Origin of the sequence: Petrotoga mexicana DSM 14811, assembly GCF_002895565.1 — a bacterium.
GTDB classification, from domain to species: domain Bacteria; phylum Thermotogota; class Thermotogae; order Petrotogales; family Petrotogaceae; genus Petrotoga; species Petrotoga mexicana.
The window spans coordinates 58,353-80,690 of record NZ_AZRN01000036.1; the positions used below are offsets into that span (position 1 = coordinate 58,353).

At 32.6% G+C, this 22,338-nt stretch carries 22 protein-coding genes, 2 tRNA genes and 1 pseudogene; 16 read left to right on the forward strand and 9 right to left on the reverse strand.

What is annotated here, in order from left to right; all coding sequences use genetic code 11:
- The first annotated feature begins 15 nt into the window (after window positions 1–15).
- From nifV to proB, 5 genes and pseudogenes are all read left to right on the forward strand, one after another.
- Window positions 16–1,170, forward strand: a complete 1,155-nt coding sequence (gene nifV, locus X927_RS09720) for a homocitrate synthase (protein ID WP_103077876.1) — start codon at window positions 16–18, stop codon at window positions 1,168–1,170.
- On the forward strand, window positions 1,145–2,404 hold the full coding sequence (locus X927_RS09725) for a 3-isopropylmalate dehydratase large subunit (RefSeq protein WP_103077877.1): 1,260 nt from the start codon (window positions 1,145–1,147) through the stop codon (window positions 2,402–2,404). The genes nifV and X927_RS09725 overlap by 26 nt, the downstream gene beginning before the upstream one ends.
- A gap of 30 nt (window positions 2,405–2,434) precedes the next feature.
- Window positions 2,435–2,938: a 3-isopropylmalate dehydratase small subunit gene (locus X927_RS09730; RefSeq protein ID WP_081870473.1), complete on the forward strand. Its 504-nt coding sequence runs from the start codon at window positions 2,435–2,437 to the stop codon at window positions 2,936–2,938.
- Between the two features lie 11 nt (window positions 2,939–2,949).
- Complete coding sequence (locus tag X927_RS09735; protein WP_103077878.1) at window positions 2,950–3,945, forward strand: isocitrate/isopropylmalate dehydrogenase family protein; 996 nt, start codon at window positions 2,950–2,952, stop codon at window positions 3,943–3,945.
- Between the two features lie 7 nt (window positions 3,946–3,952).
- Window positions 3,953–5,008, forward strand: a pseudogene (gene proB, locus X927_RS10440) (glutamate 5-kinase); the annotation flags it as partial.
- Between the two features lie 61 nt (window positions 5,009–5,069).
- Here the strand turns inward: proB and X927_RS09745 are convergent.
- The 3 genes from X927_RS09745 to tig form a co-directional block, all read right to left on the reverse strand.
- A tRNA-Cys gene (locus tag X927_RS09745) sits at window positions 5,070–5,146 on the reverse strand.
- Between the two features lie 4 nt (window positions 5,147–5,150).
- Window positions 5,151–5,227: transfer RNA gene (locus X927_RS09750), tRNA-Asp, on the reverse strand.
- Window positions 5,228–5,258: 31 nt separating this feature from the next.
- The gene (gene tig / locus X927_RS09755; protein WP_169925231.1) at window positions 5,259–6,605 is read right to left on the reverse strand and encodes a trigger factor; all 1,347 of its coding nucleotides are present in this window, start codon (window positions 6,603–6,605) and stop codon (window positions 5,259–5,261) included.
- A 205-nt stretch (window positions 6,606–6,810) separates the two neighbouring features.
- Between tig and X927_RS09760 the strand changes: the two genes are divergently transcribed.
- On the forward strand, window positions 6,811–7,536 hold the full coding sequence (locus tag X927_RS09760; RefSeq protein ID WP_245855527.1) for a WecB/TagA/CpsF family glycosyltransferase: 726 nt from the start codon (window positions 6,811–6,813) through the stop codon (window positions 7,534–7,536).
- On the opposite strand, the gene X927_RS09765 is transcribed toward X927_RS09760, so the two are convergent.
- The 3 genes from X927_RS09765 to X927_RS09775 are packed head-to-tail and all read right to left on the reverse strand — an operon-like array spanning window position 7,537 to window position 9,981.
- Window positions 7,537–8,478: a hypothetical protein gene (locus tag X927_RS09765; protein WP_103077881.1), complete on the reverse strand. Its 942-nt coding sequence runs from the start codon at window positions 8,476–8,478 to the stop codon at window positions 7,537–7,539. It abuts the gene before it with no gap.
- 2 nt (window positions 8,479–8,480) lie between these two features.
- Window positions 8,481–9,590 (reverse strand): DUF4097 family beta strand repeat-containing protein, encoded by a 1,110-nt coding sequence (locus tag X927_RS09770; RefSeq protein WP_103077882.1) that lies wholly within the window; start codon window positions 9,588–9,590, stop codon window positions 8,481–8,483.
- 16 nt (window positions 9,591–9,606) lie between these two features.
- Window positions 9,607–9,981: a DUF2089 domain-containing protein gene (locus tag X927_RS09775; protein WP_103077883.1), complete on the reverse strand. Its 375-nt coding sequence runs from the start codon at window positions 9,979–9,981 to the stop codon at window positions 9,607–9,609.
- A gap of 252 nt (window positions 9,982–10,233) precedes the next feature.
- Here X927_RS09775 and X927_RS09780 point away from each other — a divergent pair, with 252 nt between their 5' ends.
- The 10 genes from X927_RS09780 to eno all read left to right on the forward strand — a co-directional run bounded on the left by X927_RS09780 (window position 10,234) and on the right by eno (window position 20,015).
- Window positions 10,234–11,514, forward strand: coding sequence for an alpha-amylase family glycosyl hydrolase (locus X927_RS09780; protein ID WP_103077884.1), 1,281 nt, complete (start codon window positions 10,234–10,236; stop codon window positions 11,512–11,514).
- A 51-nt stretch (window positions 11,515–11,565) separates the two neighbouring features.
- Entirely contained in the window at window positions 11,566–12,480 is a 915-nt protein-coding gene (gene ftsY / locus X927_RS09785) for a signal recognition particle-docking protein FtsY (protein ID WP_103077885.1), read from the forward strand.
- A complete protein-coding gene (locus X927_RS09790) occupies window positions 12,477–13,139 on the forward strand; it encodes a DUF2225 domain-containing protein (protein ID WP_103077886.1) in 663 nt (220 codons plus the stop codon). The genes ftsY and X927_RS09790 overlap by 4 nt, the downstream gene beginning before the upstream one ends.
- Entirely contained in the window at window positions 13,136–14,929 is a 1,794-nt protein-coding gene (locus X927_RS09795) for a LysM peptidoglycan-binding domain-containing protein (protein ID WP_103077887.1), read from the forward strand. The genes X927_RS09790 and X927_RS09795 overlap by 4 nt, the downstream gene beginning before the upstream one ends.
- 99 nt (window positions 14,930–15,028) lie before the next feature.
- The gene (locus tag X927_RS09800) at window positions 15,029–15,499 is read left to right on the forward strand and encodes an RrF2 family transcriptional regulator (RefSeq protein WP_103077888.1); all 471 of its coding nucleotides are present in this window, start codon (window positions 15,029–15,031) and stop codon (window positions 15,497–15,499) included.
- A complete protein-coding gene (gene mnmA, locus X927_RS09805; protein WP_103077889.1) occupies window positions 15,492–16,580 on the forward strand; it encodes a tRNA 2-thiouridine(34) synthase MnmA in 1,089 nt (362 codons plus the stop codon). The genes X927_RS09800 and mnmA overlap by 8 nt, the downstream gene beginning before the upstream one ends.
- Before the next feature lie 18 nt (window positions 16,581–16,598).
- The gene (coaD, locus tag X927_RS09810; RefSeq protein ID WP_103077890.1) at window positions 16,599–17,087 is read left to right on the forward strand and encodes a pantetheine-phosphate adenylyltransferase; all 489 of its coding nucleotides are present in this window, start codon (window positions 16,599–16,601) and stop codon (window positions 17,085–17,087) included.
- A 159-nt stretch (window positions 17,088–17,246) separates the two neighbouring features.
- Entirely contained in the window at window positions 17,247–17,840 is a 594-nt protein-coding gene (tsf, locus tag X927_RS09815) for a translation elongation factor Ts (RefSeq protein ID WP_103077891.1), read from the forward strand.
- Between the two features lie 98 nt (window positions 17,841–17,938).
- Complete coding sequence (gene pyrH / locus X927_RS09820; protein ID WP_103077892.1) at window positions 17,939–18,637, forward strand: UMP kinase; 699 nt, start codon at window positions 17,939–17,941, stop codon at window positions 18,635–18,637.
- A 79-nt stretch (window positions 18,638–18,716) separates the two neighbouring features.
- Entirely contained in the window at window positions 18,717–20,015 is a 1,299-nt protein-coding gene (eno, locus tag X927_RS09825) for a phosphopyruvate hydratase (RefSeq protein ID WP_103077893.1), read from the forward strand.
- Between the two features lie 106 nt (window positions 20,016–20,121).
- Here eno and X927_RS09830 read toward each other — a convergent pair whose 3' ends face one another.
- From X927_RS09830 to X927_RS09840, 3 genes are read right to left on the reverse strand one after another with little or no spacing between them, the layout of a single operon-like run.
- Window positions 20,122–21,201, reverse strand: a complete 1,080-nt coding sequence (locus tag X927_RS09830; RefSeq protein ID WP_103077894.1) for a hypothetical protein — start codon at window positions 21,199–21,201, stop codon at window positions 20,122–20,124.
- A gap of 9 nt (window positions 21,202–21,210) precedes the next feature.
- Complete coding sequence (locus X927_RS09835) at window positions 21,211–21,720, reverse strand: hypothetical protein (RefSeq protein ID WP_103077895.1); 510 nt, start codon at window positions 21,718–21,720, stop codon at window positions 21,211–21,213.
- Window positions 21,720–22,043: a hypothetical protein gene (locus X927_RS09840; RefSeq protein ID WP_103077896.1), complete on the reverse strand. Its 324-nt coding sequence runs from the start codon at window positions 22,041–22,043 to the stop codon at window positions 21,720–21,722. The genes X927_RS09835 and X927_RS09840 overlap by 1 nt, the downstream gene beginning before the upstream one ends.
- Between the last annotated feature and the right edge of the window lie 295 nt (window positions 22,044–22,338).

Here is a 22,338-nt window from a genome sequence, read left to right on the forward strand (position 1 = left end):
AACGTACAAAAGAACGTGAGTAACGTATATATAGTTGATACAACTTTAAGAGATGGAGAGCAAACTGCCGGCGTGGTATTTGCCAATGAAGAAAAGGTCCAAATAGCGAAGATGTTAGCAGAGTTAGGTGTTTATCAGATCGAAGCCGGGATTCCTACGATGGGTGGAGATGAAAAGGAAGCCATAAAGAAGATATGTAAGTTAAACTTAGGTGTTTCAATTATGGGCTGGAATAGAGCAGTTATAAAGGATGTTGAAGAATCCATTGATTGTGGGGTCGACGCGGTTGCAATTTCTATTTCCACTTCAGATATTCACATCAAACACAAACTAAAAAAAGATAGGGATTGGGTATTAAAAAGTATGGTGGATGCTACAAGATTTGCCAAAAAGCACAATTTATACGTTTCTGTAAACGCTGAAGACGCTTCAAGAAGTGATATGGATTTTCTTATAAAGTTTGCTAAAGAGGCTAAAGAAGCAGGTGCAGATAGGTTAAGATACTGTGACACCGTTGGAATGATGGAACCATTTTCTATCTACGAACATATCAGAAGAATAATAGACGAAGTTGGTATCGATATTGAGATGCATACCCACAACGATTTTGGCTTAGCTACTGCAAACACGTTAGCGGGAATAAAAGCAGGCGCTAAATACGCAGGTGTTACGGTAAATGGATTAGGTGAAAGGGCAGGGAATGCAGCTTTAGAGGAAGTAGTGATGGCTCTTAAATACATTTACAAAAATGATTTGGGAATAAAGACTAATTTACTAAAAGAAGTTTGTGAATATGTTGCCAAGGCTTCAGGAAGGGTGCTTCCTTTATCAAAAACAATCGTAGGTCATAATGTTTTTGCCCACGAATCAGGCATTCATACAGACGGTGTCTTGAAAGACTCAAAAACATACGAATCTTTCTCCCCAGAAGAAGTAGGATTACAAAGACAAATACTTATTGGAAAACATTCCGGGAGGAACGCTATTGTTGCAAAGTTTAAAGAGTACGATATAGATCTAACTCCAGAACAAGCAGAAGAGATTTTAAAAAGGGTAAGATCTCTATCTGTTCAGCTCAAAAGAAGCCTATTCGATAAAGAGTTAATCTATCTATACAATGAAATGAGGGAGGAAAAGATAAAGGATGTCAACCTACAAAACAATATCTGAAAAGATATTCAGTGATCATTTAGGTAGAGATGTGGAAGCAGGGGAAATAGTGATAGTTGATGTTGATTTCATGATGGGGCAAGATGGGACCACTCCATTAGCTATTAAGACGTTTGAAAATGTTGGAGCAAAAAAAGTTGCGAATCCTGAAAAAGTTGCTTTTGTAATAGACCACAATGCACCCAGTCCAAGTGAAAAAGTCTCTGCCTTACATAAGTTGATGAGAGATTTTAGTAGCAATTACGGTACGAAGTTTTACGATATCGGTGAGGGTATATGTCATCAATTAATTCCTGAAAAAGGCCATGCCTTACCTGGACAGATCGTAATAGGGGCGGATTCTCACACGTGTACTTATGGGGCTATTAATTGTTTCTCAACGGGTGTCGGTTCAACAGATTTGGCTATTGCTATGGCGAGTGGTAAGTTATGGTTTAAGGTACCACAAAGTGTAAAAATTGTTTTAGAAGGTTCTCTGCCAACAGGTGTTTATTCTAAGGATGTTGCGTTGTATATTATAAAGAATCTGACAGCCAATGGAGCAACTTACAAGGCTGTAGAGTTTGAGGGACCAGTTATTGATAATTTATCGGTTGAGGCAAGATTTACCATTTCTAATATGTCAGTGGAAATGGGAGCCAAAGTCGGTTTGATGAAACTTGATGAAAAAGCTGAAAATTGGGTAAAGGAAAGAACTGATAAACCATTTAAAAGTTACGAACCAGATGAAGGTGCAAATTATGAAGAAATATATAAATTTGATGTCAGCGATTTAGAACCTCAAATTGCCAAACCCCATACCGTTGATAATGTTAGTCCAATTAGTGAAGTTGAAGGTATTCCTATACATCAAGGTTTGTTAGGTACGTGCACTAACGGAAGAATTGAAGATCTAAGAATAGCTGCGAATATCTTAAAAGGCAAGAGAATCCATAAGGGTGTTAGACTTATTGTGGCTCCTGCATCTAAAGATACCTTATTAAAAGCTATGAATGAGGGAATAATTCAAACTTTAATTCAAGCAGGAGCGACGGTAGTTGCCCCAGGCTGTGGGCCTTGTGTCGGTACACACAATGGAGTACCTTCTGATGGAGAGAATGTAATTTCTTCCGCGAATAGAAATTTCAAAGGAAGAATGGGAAACAACAAAGCTTTCATCTATTTGGGATCACCTGCCACAGTGGCGGCTTCTTGTATTGAGGGAAAAATAACGGATCCTCGAAAATATTTGTGACAATTAATTTTTTGAACGGGAGGATAAATAATGGAATTAAAAGGTTATTCACATAAATTTGGTGACGATGTAAACACCGACTATATTATCTCCGGAAAATACAAATTCAGTACCATCGATATGGACGAATTATCTGTTCATTTGATGGAGGATCTAAGGCCAAATTTTTATAATGAAATCAAAAAAGGTGATTTCATTGTTGCAGGAGAAAATTTTGGTTGTGGTTCTTCTAGAGAGCAAGCGCCTTTAGTGATAAAACACGCTGGTATCAGTGCTGTAATAGCAACTTCTTTCGCCCGAATATTTTATAGAAATTCCATAAATATTGGGTTACCTTTGGTTGAAGTTCCCACTAATAATATAGATGAAGGTGATTTATTGACTGTTGATCTAGAAAAAGGTGTAGTTAAGAATCTTACCAAAGATGAAGTTTTGAAGATTAAATCTCTCCCCAAAGTGATGTTAAAGATTTTACAAAGTGGGGGTTTGGTTAATTATTACAAAAAATACGGTACTTTAGAATTAATAGATTAGTAGGTGATTTTATGTATACAGTTACTTTGATTCCGGGTGATGGAATAGGTCCAGAAATAACCTCTGTAGTTGTAGATGTCTTTGAGCATATGAACGTTCCTATTATTTGGGATTTAGTGGAAGCTGGAGAGAAGGTAATTGAGAAATATGGAACTCCTCTGCCTGATTATGTAATAGATTCGATTAGGAAAAACAAAGTAGCTTTGAAAGGTCCGATAACTACGCCAATAGGTAAAGGATTTAGAAGTGTGAATGTTACACTAAGAGAAAGGTTGAACCTGTATGCAAACTTACGACCAATTAAAAGTTTAGTGGGCCTCAATACCAAATACGATAATGTCGATTTGGTTGTAGTGAGAGAAAATACCGAAGGTTTGTATAAAGGGATTGAATACAAGATCGACGATACAGCTTGTGCCGTTAGAGTGATAACAAAAAATGCAAGCGATAAGATTGCATATTTTACATTTAAATATGCAAAAGAAAATAAAAGAAAGAAAGTTACAGCTGTACATAAGGCAAACATTCTAAAGATTACAGATGGCTTATTTTTAGAATCTATTAGAAAAGTTGCAAGCGAATATCCTGAAATAGAGTACGAAGAAAAGATCGTTGACAATATGTCTATGCAGTTGGTATTGAATCCCGAAAAATATGATGTAATTGTCGCTCCTAATTTGTACGGAGATATCCTTTCCGATTTAGCCGCAGGTTTGATAGGAGGATTGGGTCTTGCTCCAGCTGCTAATATTGGCGAGGATGCTGCGATCTTTGAAGCGGTCCATGGAAGTGCTCCAGATATAACCAATAAAGGTATAGCAAACCCGATTGCTTTATTAAGCTCATCCATTATGTTATTAGATTATTTAAAACTGAATAAGTTAGCAAAAAAACTCGAAAATGCTATTTCTGCAACGGTTAAAGATATACAAGTTTTAACACCGGATTTAGGTGGAAAAGGTAACATAGAGTCTATGAAAAATAAAATTATTTCATTTTTGAGTTGAATGGTTGGTGATTTTTTTGAAAAATACAATCAATAAGATAGTTATAAAGGTTGGTAGTAGCTCAATAGCTGATGAGAATGGAATAAATGTTGGTAAGATGAATAAAATTGTCGAGCAAGTGACTGACTTAAAGTTTAAAAGAAAAAAAGATATAATTATTGTTTCATCAGGAGCTATAGCAGCTGGCAGAAGTGAATTAGGTTACAGTTACAAACCGTATTCTGTTGCAGAAAAGCAGGCTTGTGCAGCAGTTGGCCAAGGTGTATTGATCTCCAAATATCGTGATCTTTTTGCAGTTAAAAATATTAAAGTGGCACAAATACTTTTAACAGCTGACGATTTTTCTAATCGTCAGCGTTATTTAAATGCATACAATACCATGAATGCACTTTTAGAAAATGATGTGATACCTATTGTAAATGAAAACGATACAATAACGACAGATGAAATCAAATTCGGAGATAATGATGTTTTATCTGCTCAAGTAGCAAGTTTGTTGGAAGCAGACTTATCGATCATTCTCTCAGATATTCCAGGATTGTTGAAAGATTTAGGTAACCCGAAATCACTGATCAATATTGTTGAAGAAGTTACTCCTGAGCTTGAAAATCTTGCTAATGGAAAAAGTGGTAAACTAGGTACCGGCGGGATGAGTTCAAAATTAAAAGCAGCAAAGATTTCCATCGCCTCAGGAATACCTTTAACAATTCTCCCATCTTATGAAGAGAGTATTATTACAAAGGCTGTGGATAATATTGAAAATAGGCAGTTTAACCTTGGTACAACCTTTTTACCCAAAGGAAAAAGGATGAGCAAAAGGAAGAGATGGATTCAATTCAGCTTAAAGCCAAAAGGCAAATTGATTGTGGATAATGGAGCCCATGAAGCACTTTTAAAAGGAAAAAGTCTATTAGCGGTAGGAATTATAAGTGTATCAGGTAGTTTTTCCGTCGGAGATCTGGTTTTGATATCTAATAAAAAAGGAGAAAGCATTGGAAAAGGTTTAATAAACTATTCTTCCGAGGAATTAAAAGAAATAATTGGTAAAAAAACCGATGAAATACTTACATTCAAAGAAAACTTTGGACCTGAAGAAGTAATACACAGGGATAATTTAGTTATAATGGAGGCAACGGAGGGATTTGAACCCTCGAATAGCGGTTTTGCAGACCGCCGCCTTTGACCCCTTGGCTACGTTGCCAAATTGGCGGGGACGACGGGACTCGAACCCGCGGCCACCGGTGTGACAGACCGGCATGATAACCAGCTTCACCACGTCCCCTGCAACTTCAAATGTATTTTATCATATAATTCTAATTTTGTCCAGTCTCTTCTTCACTTGCTTCATTATCAGTATTTACTTTTTCTTCTTTTTGATCTTCGGTTGGGGTTACATTTTCACCTTCGAACTCTTCTTTTGATATTTCAACTATTTGTACTTTCTCTTTGATGAATTGGGCTACTTTTTCTCTTAATTTGTTCCATAGAATTTCATTAGATAGTTCAGGATTTGAGCTTATTATTTCCTGAGCACGTGAGAAAGGTAAACCATACATAGTTGAGAAGTTCTTGATCTCTTGTGATAACTCTTCGTTTCCTACTTTGATATCGTTTTCTAAGGATAGTTTTTCGATGACAACCATCTCTTTTATCCAATTCAATGCACTCTTTTTGATTTCCTCTCTCAATTTATTTTCGTCATTATCGTATTTTTTTAAGTTTTCTTCGTATTTACCCTTGTTTTTAAGATCGTTTATGGTTGCATCAATATAATAATTTACACTTTCATCAGATATATCAATATCCACATAATTAGGTAACTCCGATAAGATATAGTTAACCACAAATTGATCCTGCCAATTTTTAACGGCATCTTCTCCTTCTTTTCTCAACGTCTCTTTCAACTCGTTCAATGTTTCTACTTCAATATTCAGCTCTTTTGCAAAATTATCGTTTAGTTCAGGAAGTTTTCTTGTATAAACTTGTGCAATTCGAACTTTTTGAATCAATTTTTTGTCTTGATCTTCTTTTTCTAATTCAAATTCCTCGCCAGTAGTTTTTCCTATGAGTTTTTTAACGAGTTCTCTTTCATCATCTTCTCTAACTATTATTTCCTCTTCTTCATCAGATTTGATCACTTCACCGTTTTCATCTACTAAATCATAATTAATTCTTACATAATCTCCGTACTGAATAGGTTCTTCTTTGGGATCTAATATTGCGTTGCTCTCCAGTAAATCATTCAATCTTCTCTGTACAAAGTCCTCAACCACTTCTTTAGATTCAGGGATTTTAACCGTAATATTTTCAAATTCTGTTTTTATAATTTCAGGATAGGTGTGAAGTAAAACCTCGAATTCTATGTGTTCCTCATCTTGAGCTCTTGATTCAACAATAATTGGGAAAAGCAACTTTTCTTCTTCTCTGATTTTGTGATCCAGCTCATGTTCCGCTTCTTCTAATAACATATTATTAAAATCAGAACCTAAGCGCAACTTAATAACCTGTTTGGGGACCTTACCTTTTCTAAATCCTTCAAAGGTGTAATGTTGATTAATTTCTCGAACGATTTGATCTTCAATTTTTTCAATTTCATCTTTAGAAAATTTGATGAGGTATTTCTTAACATTTTTGTCTTGGCTAAGTAAAGTTTTTTCCATGATCCTTCCTCCTAATTTGAGAAGTTTTATCATCAAAGTTCAAAGTATTATACAATGAAAGATAAGGAATTTGGTTAATTAAACGTCAATTTTTGTTTTTATAGTGTAAACATTTTTCTTAATTCAACCTTTTATTTGTATAATTATTTATGGAAATTTCAATTTAATTGTGATACAATATTTCGATTCGAAGCAGTTACTAGAGGTGAATATATTGGTTGGACGGTTTCTTTTGAAAGATATCCCGATGGTTTATGGCAGTCAAGATGATATTTATTCTTTTATCGAAGATCAAATTGGAAAAGAGAAGCTTTGGATAGTTACTTTAAATGCGTTGATGTATATGGAATATTTAAAGGGTAACGAATATTCTAAAGCAATTAGTAAAGCTTCTTTTTCCATTCCTGATGGGGTGGGAATAGTTAAATTACTCAAAAAGAAAGGAATTGAGACGGAAAGGTGCCCCGGTATAGATACAATGAAATATTTATTAGAATTGTCTGAAATAAATAATTATAGAATATTTTTGCTTGGGTCAGAAGAGAGTGTGGTTGGACAAGCTGCTCAAATAATTGAGAAAATGTTCAACGTAAATATTGTTGGATTTCATCATGGGTATTTTGATATAAGTGCTGAACGAGAGGTTGTTCGAAAAATTAATGATAGTAAAACAGATCTCCTTTTTGTAGGGATGGGAATTCCAAAACAGGAATCCTTTATTTTCCGAAACTATGAAACGTTACAAGCAAAGCTTATGATGGGAGTTGGTGGTAGCTTTGACGTATTTGCTGGTGTTACGAGAAGGGCTCCTCTTTTCTTTCAAAAGCTTGGATTAGAATGGTTGTATAGAATGTTTGAAGAGCCCCATCGATTCAAAAAATTACCTGATTTATTTAAATTTTATATGAATTTGTATAGAAATAAAGATTAATTATATAAATTCTATATTTAGACGCGAAATCTCAGAGGAAATGTTCAGATAACAAGTGTAAGATGCTTCCGAGAAATTATCAGAAACATAAGTTCCATCTTCTCTTTGGTACATTCGTCCAAAATTTTTGAAATTCAAATCCCCAACATGGTTTAATACTAAAGCAACATCCCCTGGCAATTTTATATTTATTGCTGAAACTTCAGAGTCTACGTCAACTGTGGTATTATCCTTTTGAGATGGTATCAAAGTGATTTTAGATGCGGTAGATTTTATTCTTACTTCTCGTGTTTTAATTTGTCTCAGATCAAAAAAGGCTACGCTAACGTTCAATTTTGCTTGATAATTGTAATTAATATTTTCGTTTAAATATACAGTTATCTTTGCCCGTTCAGGTACTTTTACGTTGGATACTTTCAGCTTGTTCAAAATATCGACTTTAGAAGAGTCATATTCTTTCTTAAAAGAATATATATCATTATCAATCACAGCTTTTACTTTTACAGGTGTCTCTATCTTAGAAGAGTCAATAGTTACAGAGCTCCAGTCTACATCTGTTGATAAATCAAGTGTGTCACCTATAAATTTAGGAGGAAGATTTTCAGATATTATCGATTTGTTAATCTTTAAGTGGGGCTTTCTTATATGGAACAGCCCTTTAAATCCAGCAGCAATAATATAAGATGCGATCATCAATAGAACCAATTCCCAAAAATTTAGTGAAGTGGGGAACAACTCAAATGTGTCTAGCAACAGTATTATTCCAAATATTAGACTTCCTAAAGTTCCTACGTTTCTTTTTTTGAAAAAGGTTAGTCCGTATCCAAGAAAAATCAATGTAAAAAAGAATTCTAACAAGTTAAAACTAACTAAGAATTCGTTGAAAATGACTGATAAAACTATTAAAATACCTAGCGCGATCAGTATTAATCTTCCTTGCATAATTACTCCCCCCTGTCCTTTAAAAATTTTTCTGCAAGCTCTTCAGAGTATCCCAACTCTTTTAAAAGTTCTATCGCAAAAGATCGAGAAATCTTTCCCTCTTTTAATAAAGACAATATCTTTTTTTCTTCAATGGTTAAGAATTCGTCGCCTTTGGAAATATCTTTGCTTTCTTCTTTCTCCACTTCTTCTATGATTTTCTCATGAAGTTCTACACCTTTGATACTAATATCTCCACTCATTACATTAATTTTTAAAACTCTTTTTTTGGGCATAGTAGAAGAATCACTACTTTGAACTAAATCGACGTTTGATCTTATAGATGAAGAATATCTATGTATTGGAGCTTCTAAATAGATTTTCTCTCTTCCTTGAACTATTAGATTTATATCTCCGGAAGCAGTGTTTACAATACAATAAAAATCTCTGTCTAAGGAATCTACAGAGATATCACCACTAGCTGATTTAAAGTTTGCTACTTTCACGATAGAATTTTTTATTAAGACATCACCGGAAGCCACACTTAACTTAAGATTTACAATTTTAGAGTTTTGAACTAGAACATCGCCACTAGCCATGCTAAAATCACCATATGATATATTTACGTTGTGAATTTCAAAATCTCCAGAAGCTCCTTTTAAAATCAATTCATCCATCTCACTGTTATTTAAGTCGATACTCACATCCCCAGACCCAGTATCCACCCTTAAAGATTTCAAAGTTTTAGTTTGATTAGATCCAATAATATCTACATCTCCTGATCGTGTTTTGATCGCTAAATTATATAAGTTAGTAGAATCCAAGTCCGTTTCTATATCAGCTGATGATAAGTCTAACGTTATATCGTTAACTTGATCACCTATGTACAAATTAATAGGTACTTCATGGAACATTTTAGAGAAAGAAAAAAATTTTGATAAGAAATCACCTTTTTCATAATCAATGTCGATTGATACGCTTGTATGATCTGAATTCCAAGCAGTCCCGACGTTAATATCTTGATCTCCGTATTCGAGATATGTTATTTCACTGTGGCAAATTTTTATTCGTCCGTGAAAATTTTTGGCCTTTATTTTAATAACTTTTACATCATTCAAATCAATCTTTTGCATTCAAAATCACTCCTTTTTATTTTTTGTATTTTTTTAATAATTCTTTTGCATCTTCAGGGGTAATCTCTCCTTTTTCAATTTTTTCAAGGATTTCAAGGGTTTTTTCTCTACTTTCAATGCTTTCAGATTCGTACCCCATTGCTGTGGCAACTTCTTCTAATCTTGCTTTTGCTGTAGGATAAGAGATACCAAGTTCTTTTTGTAATTCCGATAAATTTCCTCTCACCTTAATAAAAATCTTCAAAAAATTTAATTGTTGGTTTGTTAATTGAGCAAATTCTTCTAATTCGAAATTGCCAGATATTTCAGTTCCGCATTCTTCACATCGATATTTTATGATATTTAACTTACCCCCACATACCGGGCATTTGGATAAACGGTATTTTGACATATTAGGACCTCCTATTATTTTTTATGTTTTTGATGATATTTTGATAGACTCTCACGTTATTTTAAAAAAATTATAACATAAAACTTTAAAAATGTCAAGTTTTAATGCAAAAATTTTGATTTTCTAAATAAAAAAATTAAACTAAAGGTTTTAATATAAAAATTTTAAAAAAAGGGGTAGGTATTTGATATAATCGATGATATAATATTTATTGCAATTCAAAGAAAAATTACACTTTGAGGAGGTCCAATCGTGGCAATAGACTCACCTAGTTGGTTAAAAAGTTCTGTAATTTATGAAGTTTTTGTTAGAAATTATGGAAATGCTGGAACCTTTAATGATATATACAACGATATTGAACGTATTAAGGCTTTGGGGACAGATATACTGTGGTTTATGCCTTTTTATCCTATTGGGAAAGTTGGTAGAAAAGGTACTCATGGAAGTCCTTATTCGATAAAAGATTACGAAGAAATATCTAAAGAAATTGGAAATAAGAGGGATTTTAAAAGATTAATAGACAAGGCACATGATAACGGATTAAAAATAATGATCGATATTGTTTTCAATCATACCTCTTTGGATTCAAAGCTGGTTGAAACACATCCGGAATGGTTTGTGAAAGATGAAAACGGAAAATTAACCAGAAAAGTTGAAGATTGGATGGATGTTTACGATTTGGATTATGAGAATAAGGATTTATGGGACTATCTAATAAAAGTTTTAGATAGCTGGGTTGATCTAGGTGTCGATGCTTTTAGATGTGATGTAGCACCACTTGTACCTTTAGAGTTCTGGAAAAAAGCTAGAGAACGATTGAACCAAAAAAAGGAAGTTATTTGGTTGGCAGAAACTCTTGATCCAAAATTTATTCATGATCTCAGAACTAGAGGGTACAATGTTCATTCAGATTCAGAAGTATATCAAAGCTTTGATCTTACATACGATTATGATGGCTTCTATTATCTAAAAAGTTATTTTTCTGGGGAGAAAGATTTAAATCATTATTTTGATCATGTTTTTTTGCAGAATACAATATTTCCAAAAAATTCTATTAAGATGCGTTTTTTAGAAAATCATGATAATCCAAGAATAGCATCAGTTTTAGAAGGGAAAAACAAGATCAAAAATTGGACTGTTTTCTATAATCTTTTGCCAGGAGCTTCTTTAATATATGCTGGACAAGAATTAATGATGGAAAAACTACCTAACCTTTTCGAAAAGGATCCGATTAAGTGGGACAAAGGTGATTATGAATTTTTAAGCTTCTTTAAGAAAATTGTTAACATGACCAAAGAGATTAAATCAACCTGTGACCAATTTTCTATTCGAGAGTTATCTGAGGGTATAATAATGATCAAATGGAGTGGAGATAAAGATGAATACATTACCATATTGAATTTGGAAGATAGATATGGAAAAATACCAGTAGATTTTACTTTATATGGGACTGATTTAATAACTAACGAAATTGTTTCTATACAATACTTCTTTGTAATCAGCAAATTACCTATTATTATTAAAACAAGATAAAATATTGTATAATCTAAATTAACCTTAGATTGATATAATGGAGGCATATTAATGGGAATTTTTGAAAAGTTCAAAAATGGTTTGAGTAAAGCGAGAAATACCATATTTAAAAATATCAAAACTATTTTTTCAGGTAAAGTTCTTGACGATGATGTATTGGAAGAATTAGAAGAGATTTTAATAATGTCTGATATGGGTGTTGAAGTTTCCCATGAAATTTTGAAAGAGTTAAAAAGTAGATATAAAGCTGATAATTCTTACAATGATCCCCTTTTATTATTGAGAGATATTTTAGTGGAAAATTTACAGAAAGACGAAGTAGTTAACGACTTTCAGCAAAAACCTTATGTAATACTCATTGTTGGAGTAAACGGTAGCGGTAAAACTACAACTGCTGCTAAGTTAGCAAAGATGTATTCTAGCCAAGGTAAAGAAGTTGTTTTAGCTGCCGCAGATACATTTAGGGCTGCTGCAATTGAGCAGCTCAAAGAGTGGGGTAATAGGTTAAATACCACTGTAATAGCTCACCAAAAAGGTTCAGATGCCGCAGCTGTGGTGTACGATGCAATAACGCACGCAAAATCAAGAGGTAAAGATGTAGTGTTAATAGATACTGCAGGACGTTTGCATACAAAAAGCAATTTAATGGATGAATTGAAAAAAATAAGGCGTGTGGTTGAAAGGGAAGTTCCAGGAGCTCCTCATGAAACACTGTTAGTTCTTGATGGAACTACTGGTCAAAATGGTATTTCTCAAGCAAAGGCTTTTAAAGAAGCTATAGATATAACGGGTATAATCGTGACTAAACTGGATGGAACCGCCAAAGGGGGAATAGCTTTCGCTATAAACCATGAACTCAATATTCCAATAAAGCTAGTAGGATTTGGGGAAAAAGAAGACGATTTACAAATCTTTGATCCGTTATCCTACTGTGATGCTTTACTAGGTGTTGATGAAGTAGAATGAAAGATTTTATTAGAGATTTTGCAGTTTGCCCAATATGTCAAAAAGAATTTTCATTTGATAAAGTAGCTTCAACGTCTATAAAAGTAAGTTCTTATGATTTAGATTTGAAACCTGAATACAGAGATATTAATGTATCTCTCTATTCTTTAGTTACTTGTCCTCATTGCTATTTTACTTTTCAGGAAAAAGATAAAGATTACATATATGAATATTTAAATTCTCAAAACATCGAAGAAGTTAAGCAGTTTTTAAATAATATAAATAAACTATCCCTTCCAGAAGTAGATAATTCTTCTTCAAAATCTCATGAATTTTATGCAATTCAACTTATGATAGCAGCCAATATTTATGCTATTTTGGGGCTGCCTAGCGAAGTAGTAAAAATTCTAGTAAAATTTGCTTGGTACTACCGGGAACAAAATGAAGAAGAAAAAGAGTTAGGAATACTTTACTATTGTGGAAAGATAATTGAAAAGAACTACGAAACATTTTCAGAAGAAGATTATATATTTTCGCTGTTTTATCTAGGCTATATAAATTATAGATTGAATAATAGAAAAGAAGCGGCGAAGTTGTTTGATTATTTATTAAAAAATTATAATAATCCTGCAAATCCGTATTTAAAGGCTGCAAAATTTCTAAGGGGTGAATTAAAGTGAGGAAATTTTTTTGGATTTTTTTGTTAGGTGTGGTATTTTTTCTATCTGGCTGTACAGTTTTTCAACCAACCTCTCAAGAAACCACTTTGCCAAGCGAGAACTTAGAGTTAATTCAAAATCAATTGGATGAATTGGATGAGCGTTTAACTCAAATGGAAGAAAAACTTAATACCTTATCTGACGAAATTTATCAAATTTCAAAGAATAACAGTTATGCTTATGATATGACAAAAAGTTTAAAAGATCAGTATACCAATATTGATAGCAGGGTAGTAACCTTGGAAAATTATTTATATGAAGGGCGGAGTTCTGAATCGATTGATAAACTACTAGATTTAGATCAAAGGGTGCAAAGTTTAGAGGATCAAATTAACAATATGAATCAAAAAAATGTTAATAATACTATAAACACTGATTTAGATCAAAGAGTATCGCAATTGGAAATTCAGATTACAGAATTACAGAATGTTGTGAACAATATTCCCAAAAATGATCAAAAGATCCTTTTAGATAGTGTGAATTCATTAACGGAAAAGGTTAATAGTTTAGAACAAAGTTTTAAAAACTCTGAGTTTTACTTTTTGGAAAACGGTAATATAAAAGAACTCGTTCAACAAGAGGTAGACAAACTTAATTTAGAAAAATATGTGGAAAACATAGTAGATTATAAAACGGAAGAGACCGTATCTAAATTTTATTATAAAAACCAGAGTGAAGATATTTTGAACGTAAAATCTTTAGAAAATATGGTTGCTTCTTTAGATAAGGAAGTAGACAATATAAAATATGAGCTTCAAAAGGTTATCACTCAACCACCAAATTCATTAAACGAGAAATACCTTGGTCAAATACAAAATATTGAAATGAAGATCGATCAACTTTATAGCTCTGTAGGAGAAGCCGAGGCTAATTATTTATTTGAGAATTCAAACGAAGTTAGGTATCAAGTTAAGTCGGGGGATACTCTAATAAGCATTTCAAATGCCTTTAAATTAGGAAACAATGGTGTTCAAATTATTTTGCAAGCCAATAATTTACAATCCACGAATATTAAAGTAGGGCAAGAATTAATCATACCGGTGAATAATATTGAAGAGTATATAAGATGGCCTTTTCCTAAAACTTCACCTGCCAATTATAAAAATGTTGTTGTAAGGTTTGGAGAAAGGAATGCTGCTGGAGTTTCAAGCGGGATAGGAGTTTTGGTTCAAACCGAACAAGTTTATCCTGTCATGCCTGGAAGAGTAATTGAGACTGGAAAATTATCGAACAACAATTGGTATATAAAAGTGGATCATGGAAATGCTATTATAAGTGTCATAGGGAATTTAAAGACACCGTATGTTGATGAAGGTAAATGGGTTGATTCGAATACATCGTTAGGAATTGCTCAAGCAGGTAGTATTGTTACAGTTGAATTATGGAAGAACGGAGAGCCAAGAGACCCTTTGAAACTTTTTTACAATATGATTGGAGAATTCCAGGCAACTTACTATACAGAATGGGATGACAAACTTGTTTATTCTCCAACTTTTAGGTTAACAAGGTCTGGAGAAAAGCCAACACCCTACAAAACAATTGCAGCAGATCCCGATGTCCTACCTTTAGGAACGATAGTATACATACCTGAATTGTCAGATCTTCCAAATAATGGGTATTTTGAAGTTCAAGATACAGGAGCCAAAGTTTTGGGAAATAAAATTGATATATATGTAAATGATGTAAGGTTAGCTAATAATAGTTTACAGAATTTAACTGTTTACGTTGTTGGTAGAAAATCAGATGTATAGAGGTGTAATGTTTAAGAAGTTTATTTGATGTATTTCTATGAAGCTTTAATTTATTATTGAACAACGATGAAACGTTTATTTTAAAAGGAGGAATAAATAATGTCGCTTACTGTCAAAAGCAGTTATGCTTTAAGAGCTTTGTTTGAATTAGCCGTATTAACCGAAGATGAAGGAAAAGAAAAAGTACCTATTAGTGAATTGTCTGAAAGGCAAAACATACCAAAAGATTTTCTTGAAAAAATCTTTATAGAATTACGTGATGCAGGAATTGTAAAATCTGTTAGAGGTAAATTTGGTGGATATGCTTTGGCTAAAAATCCAGAAGATTTACGGTTAAGTGAAATTATTCAAGTTTTAGATAAACCCCTTCAATCTTTTGATTGTATTGTTGGAGAATGTTCGTTGGAAATAGAGTGTGCCGTTGAATTTGTATGGAAAAGGGTTAATAATTCTATCATGTTAGAGCTGAATAAAATGACTTTGCAAGATATAATTGATTACGGAAGAAAAATTGCACAGATTAAGATCTCAGAAAATGTAGGAGGTAGATTAAAAAAAATAAATGTTTAATAAAAAAGTATTAATGCTTATGAGTGGTGGGGTAGATAGCTCTGTTGCTGCCTATCTTTTGAAAGAACAAAATTATCAAGTTATAGGGCTTCATTTCAAAACGGTGAGCGATATTGTTTTTTCAATGATCCCTGAAAAAAAGAAAGTTTGTTGTAGTCCTTCAGATACACAAGATGCCTTAAAAATTGCAAATAAGTTAGATCTCGATGATTTTCAGATCGTTGATATAAAAAAGGAATTTAAAGAAAAAATAATCAATTATTTTATAAATACCTACAAAGAAGGTAAAACACCCAATCCTTGCATGTTATGCAACAGGTTTTTTAAGTTTGGGAAAGCTTTAGAGATAGCTCATAGCTACGGTGCAGATTTTGTTTCCAGTGGTCACTATTTAATGAGAGAGTATTCTGAAAAGTACTCTACCTATGTTATTAAAAAAGGCGTTGACCAATACAAAGATCAATCATACTTTCTATCGTACATAGACAGAAATACTCTTCCCAAATTGCATTTTCCATTGGGAAATATGTATAAAGTTGAAATCAGGGATATAGCAAAAAAAAAAGGGTTAAGCGTAGCAAATAAACCTGACAGTCAAGAATTGTGTTTTATTCCTGATAACGATTATAGAAGATTTCTGAAAGAATATGGAGTTAATCCTGAAGAAGGAAAAGTTTACGATTTAGAAGGAAACGAAATAGGAACTCACACTGGATACATGAATTACACTATTGGTCAACGTACCGGGATAAGCTACTATAAAAACGCAAATGTGAAATTACATGTATATAAAATACTTCCTCAAAAGAATGTTCTTATAGTTGCACCTACTGAAGAAATGTATTCTAAAGAACTTATTGTACAAAACGTCAACTTTTTTGTAGATTTCAAAGAAATAGAAGGATTTTGTAGAGTTCGCAAAAAAAGTGAAGAAAAGCCCGCAGTTGTTAAAAAGACCGATGATCATACTTTAAAAGTAAATTTTAAAGAACCTATATTTGCCGTTACACCTGGTCAATTTGCAACAATTTATGATGAAAGCGGTGTTGTTTTAGCTTCTGGTATAATCAATATTAATTGAAATGGGGGAAATTTAATAATGGGAATCAGGGACGCAGCATATCCAGGGAGTTTCGATCCAATAACCTATGGACACGTTAATATAGTGAAAAGAGCGAGTGAAAGGTTTGACAAACTTTATGTTGTTGTTGTGAATAATCCCAACAAAAAGTATCTTTTTTCCCTACAAGAAAGGATTGAAATGGTAAAAAAGGATTTAGAGGGTATACCAAATGTTATTGTTGAATCTTTTGATGGTTTGTTGGTAAATTATTTAAAAGAAAAAAAAATTTATAATTTAATAAGAGGTTTAAGGGCGGTCAGTGATTATGAGTATGAACTCCAAATGGCAAACGCTAACCATATGCTTTTTCGGGAGTTAGAGATTTTCTTTCTCATGGCTGATACTGATTTTTCTTACATTTCTTCGTCTATGATCAAAGAAATCGCATCTTACAATGGAGATGTTAGTAAATGGGTTTCTAAATTCGTCGAATCAAAATTACAAGAAAAACTATTAAAAAAATAGTAATAAAACAATAATTTTCTTATTTTAATATTCAATTAATTGTGTTAAAATACAGTGGTTTTATCGATCGTTATGGGTGGGGAGTGGGGCGAAGGTGGCGCTAACATAAGGTTTTATTTTTTTAAAATCAGTAATAATAAGTATTAGGAGGTATTTTAAATGGATGTATCAATTGAAAAGATAAAGAATCTTAGAACTTCAACAGGAGCGGGAATGTTGGATTGTAAAAATGCTTTAGTAGAGGCTAACGGGGATATAGATAAAGCCGTTGAAATTTTAAGAAAGAAAGGTGCTATAAAAGCTGCAAAGAAAGCTGGAAGAGTCACCAACGAAGGTATAGTTTATTCTTATATTCATCATAATGAAAAAATCGGTGTTCTTTTATTATTAGGATGTGAAACCGATTTTGTAGCTAGGACTGAGGATTTCCACGATTTAGCTAAGAAGATTTCTCTTCAAATTGCATCGATGAATCCAAAATGGATTTCAAGGGAAGATGTACCTCAAGAAGTTGTCGATAAAGAAAAAGAAATTTACTTAGAAGAGTTAAACGATTCCAGCAAGCCTGAAAATATTAAGGAAAAGATTGTAGAAAATAAATTGGAAAAATTCTACAGCGAAAATTGTCTTCTTGAACAGGAATATGTTTTTGGTGAAGGGGAAAGTATCAAAGACATCATTAATTCTACGATAGCTAAAGTAGGAGAAAATATAACGGTAGATAAATTTGCTAGATTTGCAGTTGGCGAATAATAAAAAGGTGGAGTTTTCCGCCTTTTTGCTTTATTTATAGAGTAGAAACTTTTTCTTTTAACTATAAAACTGCATTCTCGTATTTAAAAGGAGGCCCTATGTACAAAAGAGTATTACTAAAATTAAGTGGGGAAGCTTTGAGTGGTGAAGGGGGAAAAGGATTTTCTGAGAAAATGTTAACATATCTGGTGAACGAGATCCAGAAAATCCATAGTTTAAATATTAAATTGGGGATCGTCATAGGAGCTGGCAACATTTTTAGGGGAAAAGAGTTAAAAGATTTCCGAATTCAAATGGCAGATCAATTAGGGATGTTGGGCACTGTCATAAATTCACTCTATCTTAAAAATGTTTTCGAAAAGAAAGGTATAAAAAGTATCGTAGTTTCCCCGATTGTTAATTTGCCTTCTGTAATGCCACTTAAATATGATTTTATTGAACAGTATTTTGAAGCTGGGTATATTGTCTTATTTGGTGGCGGAACTTCCAACCCTTTGTTCACTACGGATACTGCTGCCGCATTGAGAGCGATAGAAATGAATGCAGATATACTTGTTAAAGCCACCAAGGTGGATGGAATATACAATAAAGATCCAAAATTATTCGAAGATGCCAAAAAATATGATATCATAACTTATGAACAAGCAATTAAAGAGCAAATAAAAGTAATGGATACAGAGGCTTTTTCAATATGTGAAAAAAATAATCTTTCCATATTGATTATTAATTTTTTCAAAGAAGGGAACTTGCTTAAAGCTATAGAAGGAGAGAATATAGGCACTAAAGTCAACTACTAACAAATTCTCATTTAAGCCCGAGTTATATTCGAGATTTTAACAAAAATATAAAAAGATAAATTTCTGGAGGTGTTCTTTGATGGAAAAGTTTTATGATGAAATAGTATCAGTAAAAGCGAGAGAGGTATTAGATTCAAGGGGAAATCCAACCGTTGAAGCAGAGGTTACTTTATCTACAGGTGTAACGGGCTCAGCTATTGTTCCTTCAGGTGCTTCAACAGGTAAATTTGAAGCTTTGGAATTGAGAGATGGTAATAAAGATTATTACCTGGGAAAAGGTGTTACTAAAGCGGTGAACAATGTAAACAATATTATTGAGCAAGAAGTCGTTGGATTGAACGCCTTTGATCAAGTTAACGTAGATAGAGTGATGTTGGACTTAGATGGAACAGAAAACAAAGAAAATCTTGGCGCTAATGCAATATTAGCTGTTTCTATGGCGGTGGCAAGAGCTGCAGCAAACTCCTTAGGGCTCCCTCTTTATAAGTATTTAGGTGGAGTGAACGCCAAAGTTTTACCCGTACCAATGATGAATATAGTAAACGGTGGACAACACGCTGATAATAATTTAGATATTCAAGAGTTCATGATTATGCCCGCTGGATTTAATTCATTTAAAGACGCTTTGAGGGCAGGAGCCGAAGTCTTCCATAATTTAAAAAATATTTTGAAAAAAGAAGGGCACATAACTTCTGTTGGAGATGAAGGTGGTTTTGCTCCAAATTTAAGTTCGAATGAAGAAGCTATAAAATATATTATTAGAGCCATACAAGCCGCTGGTTACGAACCTGGTAAACAAATCTTCATCGCTATGGATGCGGCTGCTTCCGAGTTTTACAATGAAGAGGCAAAGAAATACTCTGTTGATGGAAAAGAAATGAGTGCCTCTGAATTAGCAGATTATTATATATCATTAATTGATAAATATCCTATCAAATCATTAGAAGATCCTTTCGATCAAGAGGACTGGGAAGGTTACTCTGAATTCACTGCAAAGGTGGGAGACAGGGTACAAATAGTTGGTGATGACTTATACGTTACTAATGTTAAAAGATTGCAAAAAGGTATAGATTTAAAAGCTACAAACTCTATTTTGATCAAATTGAATCAAATAGGGAGTGTAACAGAGACTCTCGATGCCATTGAATTAGCCTACAAAAATAATATGACTGCCGTTGTATCTCATCGTTCTGGAGAAACGGAAGATACCTTCATTGCCGATTTGGTAGTAGCTGTAAATGCAGGCTTTATTAAGACTGGCTCACTCTCGAGAACCGACAGGATAGCAAAATATAATCAGTTGTTAAGAATCGAAGAAGAACTTGGATCAACAGCACAATATAGAGGATTGAATGCCTTTTATTCAATTAAAAAGTAGTGTATATTTAAATTAAAATAGTTCATTAAAAAAACCGGTGATTCCTTACTTCACCGGTTTTTTTAATAGATATATTTGTTATAATACTTGAACGAAATTATTTTTGTCATACAAAATCAATTCTTTTTACCTGATAATCTTTCTCCTCCAATTTTTTTATGAGATACTGCGTTTTTAATTTAAAATACTCAGAGTTATTCTCCAATTCGAAACTTATATAAATTTCCTTCTCAAAACTCTGTATATGTGCATCTACAACCCCAAAGTTATTGGTCAAAAGGATTAAATTTAACTTTTGGTTCATTGTCTTATTCTGATAACTTTTTGAATTATTTTGATATTCTCTATCAATGGTAAAAAATATGGGCATCCCAAAGATCGAAAAAAACATCAGTGGCGTTTTTGTTTCTAAGCTTAGATTTTTAATAGTTAAGTAAGAACTTAATGTTTTATCCACTATATTATTTTTTTTGATAATTTGGGATTCATTTTTATTAAGCAAGAAATTCTTATCTTTCTCTTGCAAGGTTAATAATTCTTTCATTAGCCTTATCTCGTTCTTAGAGAAAAAATCCGGATTATCCCTTTTAGAAATATATGCTCTGATCATATCTACGATTTTATTGGCAGAATGAGAGGGAGATAAAACGGAGTTTAAGTTATCTTTAAAGGATTTTAGAAGTGCAACTACTATCTTCTCAGTTAGTTTTTTAAAGGAAGTTATCTCGCGGGTTTCCAAATTACCAAATTTTAAGTTTTTCAATCGTCCGTTTAGGGTTCGAGAAAATTCCGAGAGCCATATTGATGCTTTCATATTTTGTGATTCTGTGATGTTAGGAGATTTAAGATTAATAGCATCGATATCTTTAAAGTTTGGGAATTTCATACTTAATTTAAAGCCATCTTTTGATGACTCACCCAAATATTTCATCTTAATTGGACCATCTATATTATTTGTTTTTTCTTGTGATTTTAAAAAATTTAAATTTACTCTAGTACCTGTTTTAAAATGTTGAGTGCTTTGATTTTCTAGTAGGAAAAGAAAATTTTTAACACCTATTATAACTATGTTATCCTTTGAATAAAGAACTGTACCTACCATTTTATTAATATTATTCTTCTTTGCGTAATCCAATAAAAAGGAATTATTTTGAGAAAGGATTAAACTCAACAATTTGTCATACATTTTAATTACCTACTCTTCAGATTTATCGAATAGACCCAATTCCAAAGATTTTTTAACAGATTTATAGCGTTTGATTTTGGAAGTAACCAACTTCTCCGAAGTAAGCAATTTCTCTTTCATCATTATGTATCTAACTTTATTGGGGGCAGTGAAGTACCAGTTGTTAAAAGAAGAAGAATATTCAGGTACGTTTACTTTGTATTTTGTTCCAATTACCGCTCTTGATTCTATTTTTTCTATTGCTTTAATTTTTTTAAAATAAGTAATTGCATTTTGCGTTCTTCCAATACTAATATTCAAATTTGAAGCTATTTCGCGCACACTGGTATGGGTAACTGTATGATCGTATCCAAGTCCGTAGCTCATGTTGTACAAGTATAAATATACCTTTGCAAAAGACGACGGGGTTAGTTGCAAAATATACATAAGTACCTTTTCTGGTATCTGTATGAATGGTCTGACTGGTCGATATTCAAATAAATTTACGTTAGTATCTTTTTCCCCTTTTGTTCTAGGCATTAGCTTTTTTCCTCCCATTCTTCTTTATTAATGACTTCCCCGTTTTCTAAAGTGTATTCTTTTAATTTATAATTCCTATCAAATGTGGCAGAAAGGTGTATTCTGTTAAAACAATTTGAACCGATATATTCTTTATTTATTTTGTACTCTCCTGTATCGTAATCCGTAATAAAATCGTAGCCTTTCCTAAGATAACTCCTAAATTTCTCTCCACATTTTGAACATTTGAAATATATGACTAATGCATTTTTTTCATCGTAAAAAACTTGTTTATCCGTGGTTTTAGAAATGTCTGACTTATTTCTTTTAAAAAAGTTAAACATTGTAAATGTCCTCCTTTTTGATCAAAATTAAACAATATACACCTTAAAAAATTGAACAAATCAACCTTTTTTAAAAACTGTACAATTACTTCTCAATCTATATTGAGATTATATCATAATTTATACGTTAAGTTAAATATATCAGATTATGGGGAATTACAAAAAAATAACAGTAAATAAAAACGATTAAACCCGTTAAACTATAAAAAACTTTACTTGCGAATAAAGCAAAATTAAAGTATAATAAAAGTTAAAGTTTAATTAAAAATCATATCCATACATGTTATACGAGGGG